The 14,043-nt window shown below is 68.8% G+C and carries 9 protein-coding genes; 8 read left to right on the plus strand and 1 reads right to left on the minus strand.

Features of this window, described 5'->3' with window-relative positions; translation table 11 throughout:
• Positions 1-410: 410 nt before the first annotated feature.
• Positions 411-1,427 (minus strand): AraC family transcriptional regulator, encoded by a 1,017-nt coding sequence (locus ACG10_RS06865; protein ID WP_039805088.1) that lies wholly within the window; start codon positions 1,425-1,427, stop codon positions 411-413.
• A 203-nt stretch (positions 1,428-1,630) separates the two neighbouring features.
• Between ACG10_RS06865 and bktB the strand changes: the two genes are divergently transcribed.
• From bktB to ACG10_RS06905, 8 genes are all read left to right on the plus strand, one after another.
• On the plus strand, positions 1,631-2,821 hold the full coding sequence (gene bktB, locus ACG10_RS06870) for a beta-ketothiolase BktB (protein WP_089167650.1): 1,191 nt from the start codon (positions 1,631-1,633) through the stop codon (positions 2,819-2,821).
• Positions 2,822-2,971: 150 nt separating this feature from the next.
• Positions 2,972-5,113: a fatty acid oxidation complex subunit alpha FadB gene (gene fadB, locus ACG10_RS06875; RefSeq protein WP_089167651.1), complete on the plus strand. Its 2,142-nt coding sequence runs from the start codon at positions 2,972-2,974 to the stop codon at positions 5,111-5,113.
• 116 nt (positions 5,114-5,229) lie between these two features.
• Positions 5,230-7,008 (plus strand): acyl-CoA dehydrogenase C-terminal domain-containing protein, encoded by a 1,779-nt coding sequence (locus ACG10_RS06880; protein WP_089167652.1) that lies wholly within the window; start codon positions 5,230-5,232, stop codon positions 7,006-7,008.
• 99 nt (positions 7,009-7,107) lie between these two features.
• Entirely contained in the window at positions 7,108-7,857 is a 750-nt protein-coding gene (locus ACG10_RS06885; protein ID WP_039805078.1) for an electron transfer flavoprotein subunit beta/FixA family protein, read from the plus strand.
• Complete coding sequence (locus ACG10_RS06890) at positions 7,857-8,786, plus strand: electron transfer flavoprotein subunit alpha/FixB family protein (protein WP_089167653.1); 930 nt, start codon at positions 7,857-7,859, stop codon at positions 8,784-8,786. Before ACG10_RS06885 ends, ACG10_RS06890 begins: the two co-directional genes overlap by 1 nt.
• 132 nt (positions 8,787-8,918) lie before the next feature.
• Positions 8,919-10,568: an electron transfer flavoprotein-ubiquinone oxidoreductase gene (locus ACG10_RS06895; RefSeq protein WP_089167654.1), complete on the plus strand. Its 1,650-nt coding sequence runs from the start codon at positions 8,919-8,921 to the stop codon at positions 10,566-10,568.
• A 103-nt stretch (positions 10,569-10,671) separates the two neighbouring features.
• Positions 10,672-12,168, plus strand: a complete 1,497-nt coding sequence (locus tag ACG10_RS06900) for an acetyl-CoA hydrolase/transferase family protein (RefSeq protein ID WP_089167655.1) — start codon at positions 10,672-10,674, stop codon at positions 12,166-12,168.
• A gap of 349 nt (positions 12,169-12,517) precedes the next feature.
• A complete protein-coding gene (locus ACG10_RS06905; protein WP_089167656.1) occupies positions 12,518-14,014 on the plus strand; it encodes an acetyl-CoA hydrolase/transferase family protein in 1,497 nt (498 codons plus the stop codon).
• Positions 14,015-14,043 lie beyond the last annotated feature (29 nt).

The following is a 14,043-nucleotide window of genomic DNA, read 5'->3' on the forward strand; positions in this document are numbered from 1 at the left end:
CTCAAGAACGCGGTTTCAGAGAAATGGCCGGTTTGTCGCGGAGCAGGCGCGCCCCGCTCTGCCGTCAGCGGGCCGGGAAGAGACTGCGCATCCCTCCGGGCTGAACTGGCGGACGCCAGCGGAGCCGGCGCCAGCCGTGCCCTGGGCGGCGTTCGGCCGGCATGCCAGGGCTGCCATGGGACCCCACTCGAAAACGCCGGGTGGCCGCGCAGGCCGTCTGCACAAGCGGCCGATTGCCGCCCTGAAGCCCTGAATCAGGTAGTCCCGGCGGTCGGGCGCTCCATGGCGATGGAGCAATATTTCTGTTCAATTTTGTTTTGGAATCAGTGGATTGGGTGAATTCCAGTGGCCGGATTCGCCGGGCCGGAGCGGGGGAGGAAAGGCCCGCGAAGGTCAATCGTCATGAAAAGTTACATTTTCCGCGCCGCATCCCGATAGGTCTTCGGCAGCTCGCCCGTCCACTGCTTGAACGCCCGGGTGAACGCCGAGGGTTCGGAAAAGCCCAGCTGGCGGGCGACCTGGCTAATCGGCAGGGAGGGCTGGGTCAGGTAGTGGATGGCCATGTCGCGGCGCATGCCGTCCTTGAGGGCCTGGAAACTGCTGCCCTCGGCGCACAGGCGGCGGCGCAGGGTGCGCTCGGTGAGGTGCAGGGCGGCGGCAGTGCTCTGGATGGTCGCGCCGGCCAGGTCGCCGGACCTTTCCAGATGGTCCAGCACCCGCCGGGTGTACACCGGGTAGTAGGCCGGCCGGGTGAACCAGTCGATCGGCGCCCGCCGCAGGTGGTTGGCCAGGGCCTCGGGGGTCTGCACCACCGGGGCTTCGAGCATCCGCGCCTCGAACACCAGGCAGTTGGTCGGCTGCTCGAACTTCGCCGGGCAGGGGAACATCAGCCGGTATTCGGCCAGATGCTCGGGCGCCGCATGATCGAAGGCGACGTACTTCAGCGGAATCCGCTGGCCGATCAGCCAGCTGGGAAAGCGGTGCCAGAGCAGCAGCAGGAACTCCCGCAGCAGGTAGTCCGGGTCCTGGGAAGGATCGCTCAGCGCCATCGAGAAGATGGCCTCCTCGCCTTCGACCTTCAGGTCCAGGCGCAGCGAGTCGTTCACCAGGTTGTAGAAGTGGCCGAGCTTGTAATAGACCGAGTGCAGGCTGCGCGAGCGGACCACCTGCTTGGCCATCAGCGCGAAGAGGCCCTGGCGGCAGCGCTGCGAGCCCATGCCGAGGAACTCGTCGTCGCCCAGGCGCCAGACCCCGCGCATCAGCCGGCTGAACTGATCGGGGGTGATGCGCAGGTGGGGGTTGTCGAGCAGCCGGCGGCTGATGCCGGCCTCGGCGAGCAGCACGTCCTCGTCGAGGCCTCGCCGGCGCGCGGCGTTCATCAGCACCCGCGGGAAATGCATGGAGATGGAGTAGCGCTCGATGCTCATGGCCTGTCCCGGAGAGGCGTATTCCTGCGACGGGAGTCTACCGGAACGGCCAGATCGTTGCTGTCCGTTAATGTCAATTTTGAGGCTGGTTTCGTTATTGCCGACTCCCCGCTCGCGGATGGAAGCTAACGGCCATTCGCGGACTCTCGTCCGATCTGCTCGGAAGGCTGTCCGCTCCCGGCACTCTCCAAGGAAAACCATCCATGCGTGTACAAGTACAAGAAGTGGTCATCGTCAGCGGAGTACGCACGGCCATCGGCGGTTACGGCGGCAGCCTGAAGAGTCACCGGCCCAGCGAGCTGGCCGGCCTGATGGTCGCCGAGGCGGTGCGCCGGGCGGGGATCGACGCGGCCAGCGTCGGCCAGTGCGTGTTCGGCAACGTCATCCACAGCGAGCCGCTGGACATGTACCTGAGCCGGGTGGCGGCGCTCAAGGGCGGGCTGTCCGAGCAGACCCCGGCGCTGACCGTCAACCGCCTGTGCGGCAGCGGCCTGCAGGCGGTGATCGGCGCGGCCCAGCAGATCCAGCTCGGTCTGTGCGACACGGCGGTGGCCGGCGGCGCCGAGTCGATGAGTCTTGCGCCCTACCACCTGCCCACGGCGCGCTTCGGCCAGCGGATGGGCGATGGCGTGACCGTCGATCCGATGGTCGGCGCCCTGACCTGTCCGATCAACCACTACCACATGGGCGTGACCGCGGAGAACGTTGCCGAGAAGTACGGCATCACCCGCGAGCAGCAGGATGTGCTGGCCGTCGAGAGCCACAACCGCGCCCAGCGCGCCGTCGAGCAGGGTTGCTTCAGGGAGCAGATCCTGCCCATCGAGCTGAAGAGCCGCAAGGGCACGACCCTGTTCGACACCGACGAGCACATCCGCCACGACTGCACCCTCGACGACCTCAAGGGGCTGAAGCCGGTGTTCAAGCAGGGCGGCACGGTCACCGCCGGCAACGCCTCCGGACTCAACGACGGCGCCGCCGCCCTGGTGCTGATGGAGCGCCGCAAGGCCGAGGCCGAAGGCCGGCCGGTCATGGCCAGATTGGTCGATTATGCGGTGGTCGGCGTCGACCCCAGCCTCATGGGCATCGGCCCGGCCCCGGCCATCCGCCAGCTGCTCGAGCGCAACGGCCTGGGCGTCGGCGACATCGACGTCTACGAGGTCAACGAGGCCTTCGCCGCCCAGGCGCTGGCCGTCGCCCAGGAGCTCGACCTGCCGCGCGAGCGCCTCAACCCCAATGGCAGCGGCATCTCCATGGGCCATCCGATCGGCGCCACCGGCGCCATCGTCACGGTGAAGGCGATCCACGAGCTGGCCCGCGTCCAGGGCCGCTACGCCATCGTCAGCCTGTGCATCGGCGGCGGCCAGGGCATCGCGGTGCTGCTGCAGCGCGACTGACCGGCAGCCAGCTCCCGGCGGTGGAAAACGCTGCGCGGTTTTCCACCCTGCGGCAAAACCTTTTTTCGATCCGGCCGTCGCCGCGGGCGACGGTGCGGAGGCGTGCGGCCCGAGAGGCCCCGAGCCAAGAACAACAAGGAGTTTCACGGCATGTACAACGGCAAGGCGATGCGCCTCAAGGCACTGGAAGCGGGACTGGTCGAGCTGACCCTCGACCTGCAGGATTCCTCCGTCAACAAGCTGGACAGCCTGACCCTGGGCGAGCTGGCCGAGGTCGTCCGGCTGCTCGAGCGCCACGGCCACGAGATCGAGGGCCTGCTGATCTCCAGCGCCAAGCCGGCATTCGTGGTCGGCGCCGACATCACCGAATTCACCGCGGCCTTCGCCCGCAGCGAAGGCGAGCTGGTGGAGTGGATTCGCCAGGGGCAGCTGCTGTTCGGCGCCCTGGAGGCCCTGCCGTTCCCGACCGTGGCCGCGGTGAACGGCCTGGCCCTGGGCGGCGGCTGCGAGCTGGCGCTGGCCGCCGATTTCCGGGTCCTGGCGGCGGACGCCCGGATCGGCCTGCCGGAAGTGACCCTGGGCCTCTGCCCGGGCTGGGGCGGCACCGTGCGCCTGAGCCGGCTGATCGGCGCCGAGGCGGCGCTCGACTGGATGCTCGCCGGCAAGCCCCAGGCCGCGGCCAGGGCGCTGGAGCTGGGCGCGGTCGACCGGGTGGTCGCTGCCGGGGAGCTGCGTGATTCCGCGCTGAACCTGCTGCGCCTGGCCGCCAGCGGCGAGCCGTCGCTCGCCGCCCACCGCGCCCACAAGCAACAGCCCCTCGCCGACACCCCGGAGACGCGCGAGCGGCTGGCCGAGCTGCAGCGCCAGCACGCCGGCAAGCTCGATCGCCACTATCCGGCGCCGGCGGCGATCCTCAATGCGCTCGTCCGGCATGCCACACTGCCGCTGGACGAGGCGCTGCAGATCGAGGCGTGCACCTTCGCGGTTCTGGCCAAATCCGACGTCGCCCGCGCCCTGATCGGCCTGTTCCTCGGCGACCAGCTGGTCAGGAAGAAGGCCCGGGCCTGGAGCGGCAAGGCCGCGCCGGTCCGCCGCAGCGCGGTGCTCGGCGCCGGCATCATGGGCGGCGGGGTGGCCTTCCAGTCGGCGTCCTCGGGCGTTCCCATCGTCATGAAGGACATCCGCGGCGAGGCGCTCGAACTGGGCCTGAAGACCGCCAGCCAACTGCTCGACCGGCAGATCGACAAGGGCCGGCTGGATGCGGCCGGCAAGCAGCGGGTGCTGGAGAACATCCAGCCGGCGCTGGACTACCAGGATTTCGCCGGGGTCGATCTGGTGGTCGAGGCCGTGGTCGAGAATCCCAGGATCAAGGCTGCCGTGCTGGCCGAGGTGGAGGACCAGGTGCCGGCGGACACGGTGCTGACCTCCAACACCTCGACCATCTCCATCGACCTGCTGGCGCAGGGCCTCAAGCGGCCGGAGTCCTTCTGCGGCATGCACTTCTTCAACCCGGTGCAACTGATGCAATTGGTGGAGGTGATCCGCGGCAGCCGCAGCAGCGAGGCGACCATCGCCCGCACCGTGGCCTACGCCAGCGCCATGGGCAAGACCCCCATCGTGGTCGGCGATTGCCCGGGCTTTCTGGTCAACCGCGTGCTCTTTCCCTATTTCAACGGCTTCAACCGCCTGCTCAGGGACGGCGTCGACTTCGAGCGGATCGACCGGGTCATGGAGGACTTCGGCTGGCCGATGGGGCCGGCCTACCTGGCCGACGTGATCGGCATCGACACCATGGTCCACGCCGACCATGTGCTGCAGGAGGGGTTCCCCGAGCGCATGGGCCACGACGGCGAGCCGATCATGGACGTGCTGCTGGCCAGTGGCGCGCTCGGCCAGAAGAACGGCAAGGGCTTCTACGAGTACGCCAAGGACGCTTCCGGCCGGCGCAGCCGGCAGCCGGCGGAAGCCGCCCGCGCGCTGATCGCCGGGCGGGTGCTGGAGCGGGTCGAGGTTTCCGACGAGGAGATCGTCGACCGTCTGATGATCCCCTTGTGCCTGGAGGCGGTGCGCTGCCTGGAGGACGGCATCGTCGAGACGGCCGAGGAGATCGACATGGGGCTGCTGCTCGGCATCGGCTTCCCGCGCTTTCGCGGCGGCGCCCTGCGCTACCTCGACACCCAGGGCCTGGCGGTCTTCGCCCGCAAGGCCGAGGCCCATGCCCGGCATGGCGGGCTCTATCAATTGACGGACGATTTCCGCGCCCGCCTGGCCGCCGGCCGGGGCTACTTCTGAGTCTTTGCGTCGATGGCGGCAGCTGTGCTGCCGTTGGTGGGTTACGGCCTGTGGCCTGACCCACCCTACGAAAGTGCCGGGTGCCGGCTCACCGAACAATAAAGAGGAAAGAATCAATGAGTGACTATGTCCATCCCTACCGCGACACGGAATTCGTGCTGGGCGAGCTGGTCGAGCTGGAGCGCTTCTGCGCCGAAGCCGGCCTGCACGACGTCAACGGCGAGCTGGTCTCCGCCATCCTGGCCGAGGCCGGCCGGCTCGGCTCCGAGGTGCTGGCGCCGCTGAATGCCGTTGGCGACACCCAGGGCGCTCGCCTGGGCGAGCGGGGCGTCGAGGAAACCCCCGGCTTCGCCGCCGCCTACCGGCAGTTCCAGGAAAGCGGCTGGCCGTCGCTGACCGCCGCCGAGACCTGGGGCGGGCAGAACCTGCCGAACGTGGTGGGCACCGCCGTCAACGAGATCTGGCACTCGGCGAACATGGCCTTCGCCCTCTGCCCAATGCTCACCCAGGGGGCCATCGAGGCCCTCGCCCACCACGGCTCGGCCGAGCTGCAGGCCGCCTACCTGCCCAAGCTGGTTAGCGGCGAGTGGACCGGCACCATGAACCTCACCGAGCCGGACGCCGGCTCGGACCTGGCGGCGATCAAGGCCAGGGCCGTGCCCAACGGCGACCACTACCTGATCAGCGGGCAGAAGATCTTCATCACCTGGGGCGACCACCAGATGACTGACAACGTCGTCCATCTGGTGCTGGCGCGGCTGCCGGATGCGCCCGCCGGGGTCAAGGGCATCTCGCTGTTCATCGTGCCCAAGTTCCTGCTCGACGCCCAGGGCAGGCCGGGCGCGCGCAACGACGCCCAGTGCGTCTCCCTGGAGCACAAGCTGGGCATCCACGGCAGCCCGACCTGCGTGATGAGCTTCGGCGACACCGAAGGCGCCGTCGGCTACCTGGTCGGCGAGCCGCACAAGGGCCTGGCCTGCATGTTCACCATGATGAACCACGCCCGCCAGAGCGTCGGCCTGCAGGGCCTGGCGATCTCCGAGCGCGCCTACCAGCAGGCCCGCCAGTACGCCAGGGAGCGCCTGCAGGGAACCCGCAAGGACGGCAGCCGCTTCCCGATCATCGAGTTCCCCGACGTGCGCCGCATGCTGCTGCAGATGAAGGCCTCCATCGAGGCGATGCGCGCCCTGGCGCTGGTCGCCGCCACCGAGGTCGACCGCGCCGCCCATGCGCCGGACCCGGCCGCTGCCGCGCATCACCAGGGCCGCGTGGACCTGCTGACGCCGATCGTCAAGGGCTGGCTGACCGAGCTGGCCCAGGAGGTGACCTCCCTCGGCGTGCAGATCCACGGCGGCATGGGCTTCATCGAGGAGACCGGCGCCGCCCGTCACTACCGCGATGCGCGCATCCTGACCATCTACGAGGGCACCACCGGCATCCAGGCGCTCGACCTGGTGGGGCGCAAGACCCTCTTGAACAAGGGCGAGCTGCTCGGCGGCCTGCTCGACGAGATCGGCGAAACCGTCGCCCGGCTGGAGAGCGCCGGTCCCTTCGCCGCCCAGGCCCGGGCGCTCGGCGAGGCTCTGGCCGCCGGCCGCGAGGCGCGCCGCCTGCTGCTGGAAGGCGCCGAGGCCGATGCGGCGCTGGCCGGCAGCGTCAGCGTGAACTTCCTGATGCTGTCCGGCTACCTGTGCGGCGGCTGGCTGATGGCCCGTTCGGCGCTGCGCGCCCAGGCACTGCTGGAGGCCGGCGACGGCGACCGCGCGTTCCTCGAGAGCAAGCTGGTCACCGCGCGCTTCTATTGCGAGCAACTGCTGCCGCGCACCCAGGCCCTGCTGGCGGCGATCCGCGCCGGCAGCGGCAGCATCATGGCGCTGGCCGACGAGCAGTTCTGATTCCGCGCCACGGGAACGGCGTCCCGCCGGGACGCCGCTGACAAGCACCACAACAAGAGCGGACGGCCCACGGAGGCCGCCCCAGCGGGGACTTGCGCAATGAAAATACTGGTAACCGTCAAACGGGTGATCGACTACAACGTCAAGGTGCGGGTGAAGGCCGACCAGAGCGACGTCGATCTGGCCAACGTCAAGATGGCCATGAACCCCTTCTGCGAGATCGCCGTGGAAGCGGCCGTGCGCCTCAAGGAAGCCGGCATCGCGACCGAGATCGTCGCCGTCTCGGTCGGCCCCACCGCCTGCCAGGAGCAGATCCGCACCGCCCTGGCCCTCGGCGCCGACCGCGGCATCCAGATCGACACCGCCGAGCCACCCGAATCCCTGGTGGTCGCCAAGCTGCTCGCCGCGGTGGTCGCGGCGGAGCAGCCCGAGCTGGTGATCCTCGGCAAGCAGTCCATCGACGCCGACAACAACCAGACCGGGCAGATGCTCGCCGCGCTGCTGGACTGGCCGCAGGCCACCTTCGCCTCGGCGCTCGCCCTGCAGGAGGGCCGCCTCGAGGTCACCCGCGAGATCGACGGCGGCCTGCAGACCCTGTCGCTGGCCCTGCCGGCCATCGTCACCACCGACCTGCGCCTCAACGAGCCGCGCTACGCCTCCTTGCCCAACATCATGAAGGCCAAGAAGAAGCCGCTGGAGGTCAAGACCCCCGCCGAACTCGGCGTGGCGCTGAAGGCCCACACCCGCCTGCTCAAGGTCGAGGCGCCGGCCGAGCGCCAGGGCGGGATCAAGGTCGGCAGCGTGAGCGAGCTGGTGGAAAAACTGAAGAGCGAAGCGAAGGTGATCTGATGGCCATTCTTGTCATTGCCGAACACGACAACCGCACCCTCAAGGGCGCCACCCTGAACACCCTGGGCGCCGCGGCGCTGCTGGGCGGCGAGGTGCATCTGCTGGTCGCCGGCCGCTCCTGCGGGGCCGTCGCCGCCCAGGCCGCCGCCATCCCCGGGGTGAGCAAGGTGCTGGTCGCCGATGCCGCTGTCTACGAGCACCAGCTGGCGGAAAACCTCGCCCGGCTGGTCGTCGGGCCCGGGAAAGCCTATTCGCACCTGCTCGCGCCGGCCGGCTCGGCCGGCAAGAACCTGATGCCGCGGGTCGCCGCGCTGCTCGACGTGGCCCAGCTCTCCGACATCGTCGGCGTCGTCTCGCCGAACACCTTCCGCCGGCCGATCTATGCCGGCAATGCCATCGCCACCGTGCAGTCGCTGGACCCGGTGGTCGTCGCCACGGTGCGCGCCAGCGCCTTTGACCCGGTGCCGGCCGAGGGCGGCAGCGCCGCCGTCGAGAGTCTCGATGCCGCGCACGATGCCGGCACCTCGCGCTTCGTCGGCGAGGAACTGGCCAAGTCCGACCGCCCGGAACTGGGCAGCGCGCGCATCGTGGTGTCGGGCGGCCGCGGGCTGGGCAGCGGCGAGAACTTCGCCCTGCTGGAGACGCTCGCCGACAAGCTGGGCGCGGCGGTCGGCGCCTCGCGGGCGGCGGTGGACGCCGGCTTCGTCGCCAACGACATGCAGGTCGGGCAGACCGGCAAGATCGTCGCGCCGGAGCTGTACATCGCGGTGGGCATCTCCGGCGCCATCCAGCATCTGGCGGGGATGAAGGATTCCAAGGTGATCGTGGCGATCAACAAGGACCCCGAGGCGCCGATCTTCCAGGTCGCCGACTACGGCCTGGTGGCGGATCTGTTCGAGGCGGTGCCCGAGCTGGAAAAGGCCCTCTGAACCCCGGAGTGGAGGTGTAGGGCGGGTGCAACCCGCCGACTCCGGTGCGGCTCCGCGCCATGTCCGGCGGGTTTCACCCGCCCTACCACGACAACAACAAGCCTTTTGGCCTTTGATGTGGAGGAACGCGCCATGCGCGAAGCCATGGAATTCGACGTGGTCATCGTCGGCGCCGGTCCGGCGGGACTGTCCGCCGCCTGCCGGCTGATGCAGCTGGCCGCCGAACGGAACCGGCCGCTGGAAGTCTGCGTGGTGGAGAAGGGCTCCGAAGTCGGAGCGCACATTCTCTCCGGCGCGGTGTTCGAGTCGCGCGCCCTCGACGAGCTGTTTCCCGACTGGAAGGCACTTGGCGCCCCGCTGCACACGCCGGTCAGCGCGGATGAAGTCTACCTGCTGAAGAACGCCGAGCAGGCCGTGAAGCTGCCCGACGCGCTGCTGCCGAAAAGCCTGCACAACGCCGGCAACCACATCGTCAGCCTCGGCAACCTGGTGCGCTGGCTGGGCGAGCAGGCCGAGGCGCTGGGCGTGCAGGTCTTCCCGGGCTTCGCCGCCGCGGAAGTGCTCTACGACGAGAACGGCCGGGTCAGGGGCGTGGCCACCGGCGACATGGGCGTGGCCGCCGACGGCTCGGCCAAGGACGGCTTCATGCCGGGCATGGAACTGCACGCCCGCTACACCCTGTTCGCCGAGGGCTGCCGGGGCCATCTGGGCAAGCAGCTCGCCGCGCGCTTCGACCTGGCCCGTAACGCCGACCCGCAGCACTACGGCCTCGGCATCAAGGAGCTGTGGGACATCGACCCGGCCCGCCACCGGCCCGGGCTGGTGATCCACGGCGCCGGCTGGCCGCTGGACAAAGACACCGGCGGCGGCTTCTTCCTCTACCACGCGGAGAACCACCAGGTCGTGGTCGGCCTGATCGTCGACCTGAACTACGCCAACCCCTGGCTCAGCCCCTTCGACGAGTTCCAGCGGCTCAAGCACCACCCGGTGCTGAAGCAGTACCTGGACGGCGGCAAGCGGGTGTCCTACGGCGCGCGGGCCATCGCCAAGGGCGGCTTCAATGCCCTGCCGGAGATGGCCTTCCCCGGCGGCCTGTTGCTCGGCTGCGACGCCGGCACCCTGAACGTATCCAAGATCAAGGGCAGCCACACGGCGATGAAGTCGGGGTTGCTGGCGGCGGAGACGGTATTCGCCGCGCTCGCCGAGGAACTGCCCGACAGCGCCTGGGCGCCGCGCTGGAAGGCGGCCTTCGAGGCCTCCTGGCTGCATGAGGAGCTGTACCGCTCGCGCAACTTCGGCCCGGCGCTGCACCGGCTCGGGCCGTTGGCCGGCGGCGCCTTCAACTTCGTCGAGCAGAATGTCTTCGCCGGCCGGCTGCCGATCACCCTGCACGACCGCGAGGCCGACCATGCCCGGCTGCGCCCCGCGGCGGACTGCTCGCCCATCGTCTATCCGAAGCCGGACGGTGTGCTGAGCTTCGACAAGCCTGCTTCGGTGTTCCTCTCCAACACCAATCACGAAGAGAACCAGCCCTGCCATCTGGTTCTCAAGGACGGCGCGCTGCCGCTGAGCGAGAACCTGCCGCGCTACGCCGAGCCGGCGCAGCGCTACTGCCCGGCCGGGGTGTACGAGGTGCTGGGCGCCGAGCAGGGCGAGCCACGTTTGCAGGTCAACGCGCAGAACTGCCTGCACTGCAAGACCTGCGACATCAAGGACCCGTCGCAGAACATCGTCTGGGTGGCGCCCGAGGGAGGCGGCGGACCCAATTACCCGAACATGTAGGGCGCCTCGCCGGCTTGCATGATCGTTTCCACAAGGCCGTCCGGGCCGGACCCGGTACGGCCAAGGCCCCCCTTCGAATAATTACAATCCTCCGAGGTTTCCCATGTATTCCGAGCGTATTCGTCTGGCTTCCCTGCATGACCGAATCATGAGTGCCGCGCAGGCGGCGGCCCTGATCGAGGACGGCATGACCGTCGGCATGAGCGGCTTCGGCGGGGCGGGCGACGCCAAGGCCATTCCCCTGGCGCTGGTCGAGCGGGCGGGAGGCGCGCCCCTCAGGATCAACCTGATCACCGGCGCCAGTCTCGGCAGGGGGCTGGACGGCCTGATGGCCGAGGCCGGACTGCTCGCCCGGCGCATGCCCTTCCAGGGCGATCCCCTCCTGCGCCGGGCCATCAATGCCGGCGACGTCATGTTCATCGACCAGCATCTTTCGGAGGTCGTCGAGCAGATACGTGACGGCCACATCCCGACACCGGATATCGCCGTGATCGAGGCGGTGGCCATTACCGAGCAGGGGCATATCGTGCCGACCTCCTCGGTGGGCAATTCGGCCAGCCTGGCCCTGATGGCCAGGCAGGTGATCGTCGAACTCAACCTCGGCTGCAACCCGCTGCTGGAAGGGCTGCACGATATCCACATTCCGGAAGATCGCCCGGATCGCCAGCCGATTCCCCTGGTCCGGGTCGACGAGCGCATCGGTACGCCGGCCATCGAGATCGATCCGGCGAAAATCGCCGCCATCGTCATCTGCGACACCCCCGAGACGGCCTACCCGATGCTGCCGCCGGACAACGAGACCCAGGCCATCGCCAACCACCTGATCGGCTTCTTCGAGCGGGAGGTGGCGAGCGGGCGGCTGGCCGGCAATCTGGCGCCGCTGCAGGTCGGTGTCGGCTCCATCGCCAACGCGGTGATGCATGGCCTGATCGAGTCGTCGTTCAGCGATCTGACGTTGTATTCCGAGGTACTGCAGGATTCGGCCTTCGCGCTGTTCGACGCCGGCCGGCTCGGGTTCGCCTCCGGCTGCTCGATCACCCTGTCGGAAGACTGCGGCCGGCGCGTCTTCGCCGATCTGGGCAAGTACCGCGACCGCCTGGTCCTGCGCCCGCAGGAAATCTCCAACCATCCTGAAGTGGCCCGCCGGCTCGGCATCATCGGCATCAACACCGCGCTGGAGTTCGACCTCTACGGCAACGTCAACTCCACCCACGTCGGCGGCACGCGGATGATGAACGGCATCGGCGGCTCCGGCGACTTCACCCGCAACGCGCGCCTGGCGATCTTCGTCACCAAGTCCGTCGCCAAGGACGGGGCCATCTCCAGCGTGGTGCCGATGGTCGGCCACGTCGACCACACCGAGCACGACGTCGACATCCTGGTCACCGAGCAGGGCCTGGCCGACCTGCGCGGCCTGGCGCCGCGCGAGCGGGCGCGGGCGATCATCGACAACTGCGTGCACCCGGACTACCGCGCGGCGCTGGAGGATTACTTCGCGCGCGCCTGCGAGCGCGGCGGGCAGACCCCGCACCTGCTGGGCGAGGCGCTGTCCTGGCACCTCAACCTGGAGGAGCGCGGCCACATGCTGAAGGCCGGCTGAGCCGAGCAAGACTTTCCTCGCAATACCGACCCGGCCGCAGCCCGTGGATCCCTCCAGGCTGCGCTCGACGTCGGTGCCTTGGCCGGATCGGGAGCCTTCCCGGTCCGGCCTTTTTTGTCGCCGCGCTTCGTTGCGCCGGTTTGCCGTGCAAGAGGCATGACAGTGCCGGCGTCTTTCGCGGCAGGCGGCGGTCGAGAAGGCGGGCAGGCCCGTTCCTGACTGGCCGGTGGCCCCTTCATGCTTTGGTCTAGTGGGGAGGGGGGGCGAAACTTTGTATAAGCCCCAGCGACGGTAAGTGCTTCACCCGCATTCCTCTTACTAATAACTACAATCTTCGAGGTTTCCCCGCATGTACTCCGAGCGTATCCGCTTGGCTTCCCTGCATGACAAGGTCATGAGCGCAGCCGAAGCCGCTTCCCTGATCAAGGATGGCATGACTGTCGGCATGAGCGGTTTCGCCTGCGCCGGCGACGCCAAGGCCGTGCCCTTCGCCCTGGTCGAGCGCACCAGCCACGAGCCCCTGAGCATCAGCCTGATCACCGGCGCCAGCATCGGCAACGGCCTCGACAAGCTGATGGCCGAGGCCGGCCTGCTGGCCCGGCGCATGCCGTTCCAGGCCGACCCGGCCCTGCGCAAGGCGATCAACGAGGGCAAGGTCATGTTCATCGACCAGCACCTCTCCGAAACCGTCGAGCAGATGCGCAGCAATCAGCTCAAGCGGCCGGACGTCACCGTGGTCGAGGCGGTGGCGATCACCGAGGACGGCCATATCGTGCCGACCGCCTCGGTGGGCAACTCGGCCAACCTGGCGCTGTTCGCCGACCAGGTGATCGTCGAGATCAGCCTGCGCTACGGCACCAACCTGGAAGGGCTGCACGACATCTACATCCCGCCGGAGCGTCCGGAGCGCTCGCCGATTCCGCTGGTCAGGCCGGACCAGCGTATCGGCGCCACGGCAATCCCGATCGATCCGGCGAAGATCGCCGCCATCGTCATCAGCGAGTACAGCGACTCGCCGTCCAACGTGCTGCCGCCGGACGGGGAGACCCAGGCGATCGCCGACCACCTGATCGGCTTCTTCGCCAACGAGGTGGAAGCAGGGCGCCTGCCGCGCAACCTGGGGCCGCTGCAGGTCGGTGTCGGCTCCATCGCCAACGCGGTGATGGCCGGCCTGGTCGATGCGCCCTTCGAGAACCTCAGCATGTACTCGGAGGTGCTGCAGGACTCCACCTTCGAGCTGTTCGACGCCGGCAAGCTGGACTTCGCCTCGGGCAGCTCGATCGTTCTCTCCGCGGCCCGCGGCACCCAGGTGTTCGGCGACTTCGAGCGCTACAAGGAGCGCCTGGTGCTGCGCCCGCAGGAGATCTCCAATCATCCGGAAGTGGCCCGCCGGCTCGGCATCATCGGCATCAACACCGCCTTGGAGTTCGACCTCTACGGCAACGTCAACTCCACCCACGTCGGCGGCACGCGGATGATGAACGGCATCGGCGGCTCCGGCGACTTCGCCCGCAACGCCCAGCTGGCGATCTTCGTCACCAAGTCGATCGCCAAGGACGGGGCCATCTCCAGCGTGGTGCCGATGGTCAGCCACGTCGACCACACCGAGCATGACGTGGACATCCTGGTCACCGAGCAGGGCCTGGCCGACCTGCGCGGCCTGGCACCGCGCGAGCGGGCGCGGGCGATCATCGACAACTGCGTGCACCCCGAGTACCGCGCGGCGCTGGAGGACTACTTCGCACGCGCCTGCGAGCGCGGCGGGCAGACCCCGCATGTGCTGGAGGAAGCCCTGTCCTGGCACATCAACCAGGAACGGCGCGGCCACATGCTGACGACCGCTTGAAGAGGCAGGTCCGCCGGCGACGGCGGGCC

It is taken from the genome of Azotobacter chroococcum (assembly GCF_002220155.1).
In the GTDB taxonomy this organism is placed as follows: Bacteria; Pseudomonadota; Gammaproteobacteria; order Pseudomonadales; family Pseudomonadaceae; genus Azotobacter; species Azotobacter chroococcum.

Coding starts and splice junctions, on each gene's coding strand:
- ACG10_RS06865 (WP_039805088.1), bottom strand. CDS start 1,427: ATGAGCATCGAGCGCTACTCCATCTCCATGCATTTCCCGCGGGTGCTG.
- bktB (WP_089167650.1), top strand. CDS start 1,631: ATGCGTGTACAAGTACAAGAAGTGGTCATCGTCAGCGGAGTACGCACG.
- fadB (WP_089167651.1), top strand. CDS start 2,972: ATGTACAACGGCAAGGCGATGCGCCTCAAGGCACTGGAAGCGGGACTG.
- ACG10_RS06880 (WP_089167652.1), top strand. CDS start 5,230: ATGAGTGACTATGTCCATCCCTACCGCGACACGGAATTCGTGCTGGGC.
- ACG10_RS06885 (WP_039805078.1), top strand. CDS start 7,108: ATGAAAATACTGGTAACCGTCAAACGGGTGATCGACTACAACGTCAAG.
- ACG10_RS06890 (WP_089167653.1), top strand. CDS start 7,857: ATGGCCATTCTTGTCATTGCCGAACACGACAACCGCACCCTCAAGGGC.
- ACG10_RS06895 (WP_089167654.1), top strand. CDS start 8,919: ATGCGCGAAGCCATGGAATTCGACGTGGTCATCGTCGGCGCCGGTCCG.
- ACG10_RS06900 (WP_089167655.1), top strand. CDS start 10,672: ATGTATTCCGAGCGTATTCGTCTGGCTTCCCTGCATGACCGAATCATG.
- ACG10_RS06905 (WP_089167656.1), top strand. CDS start 12,518: ATGTACTCCGAGCGTATCCGCTTGGCTTCCCTGCATGACAAGGTCATG.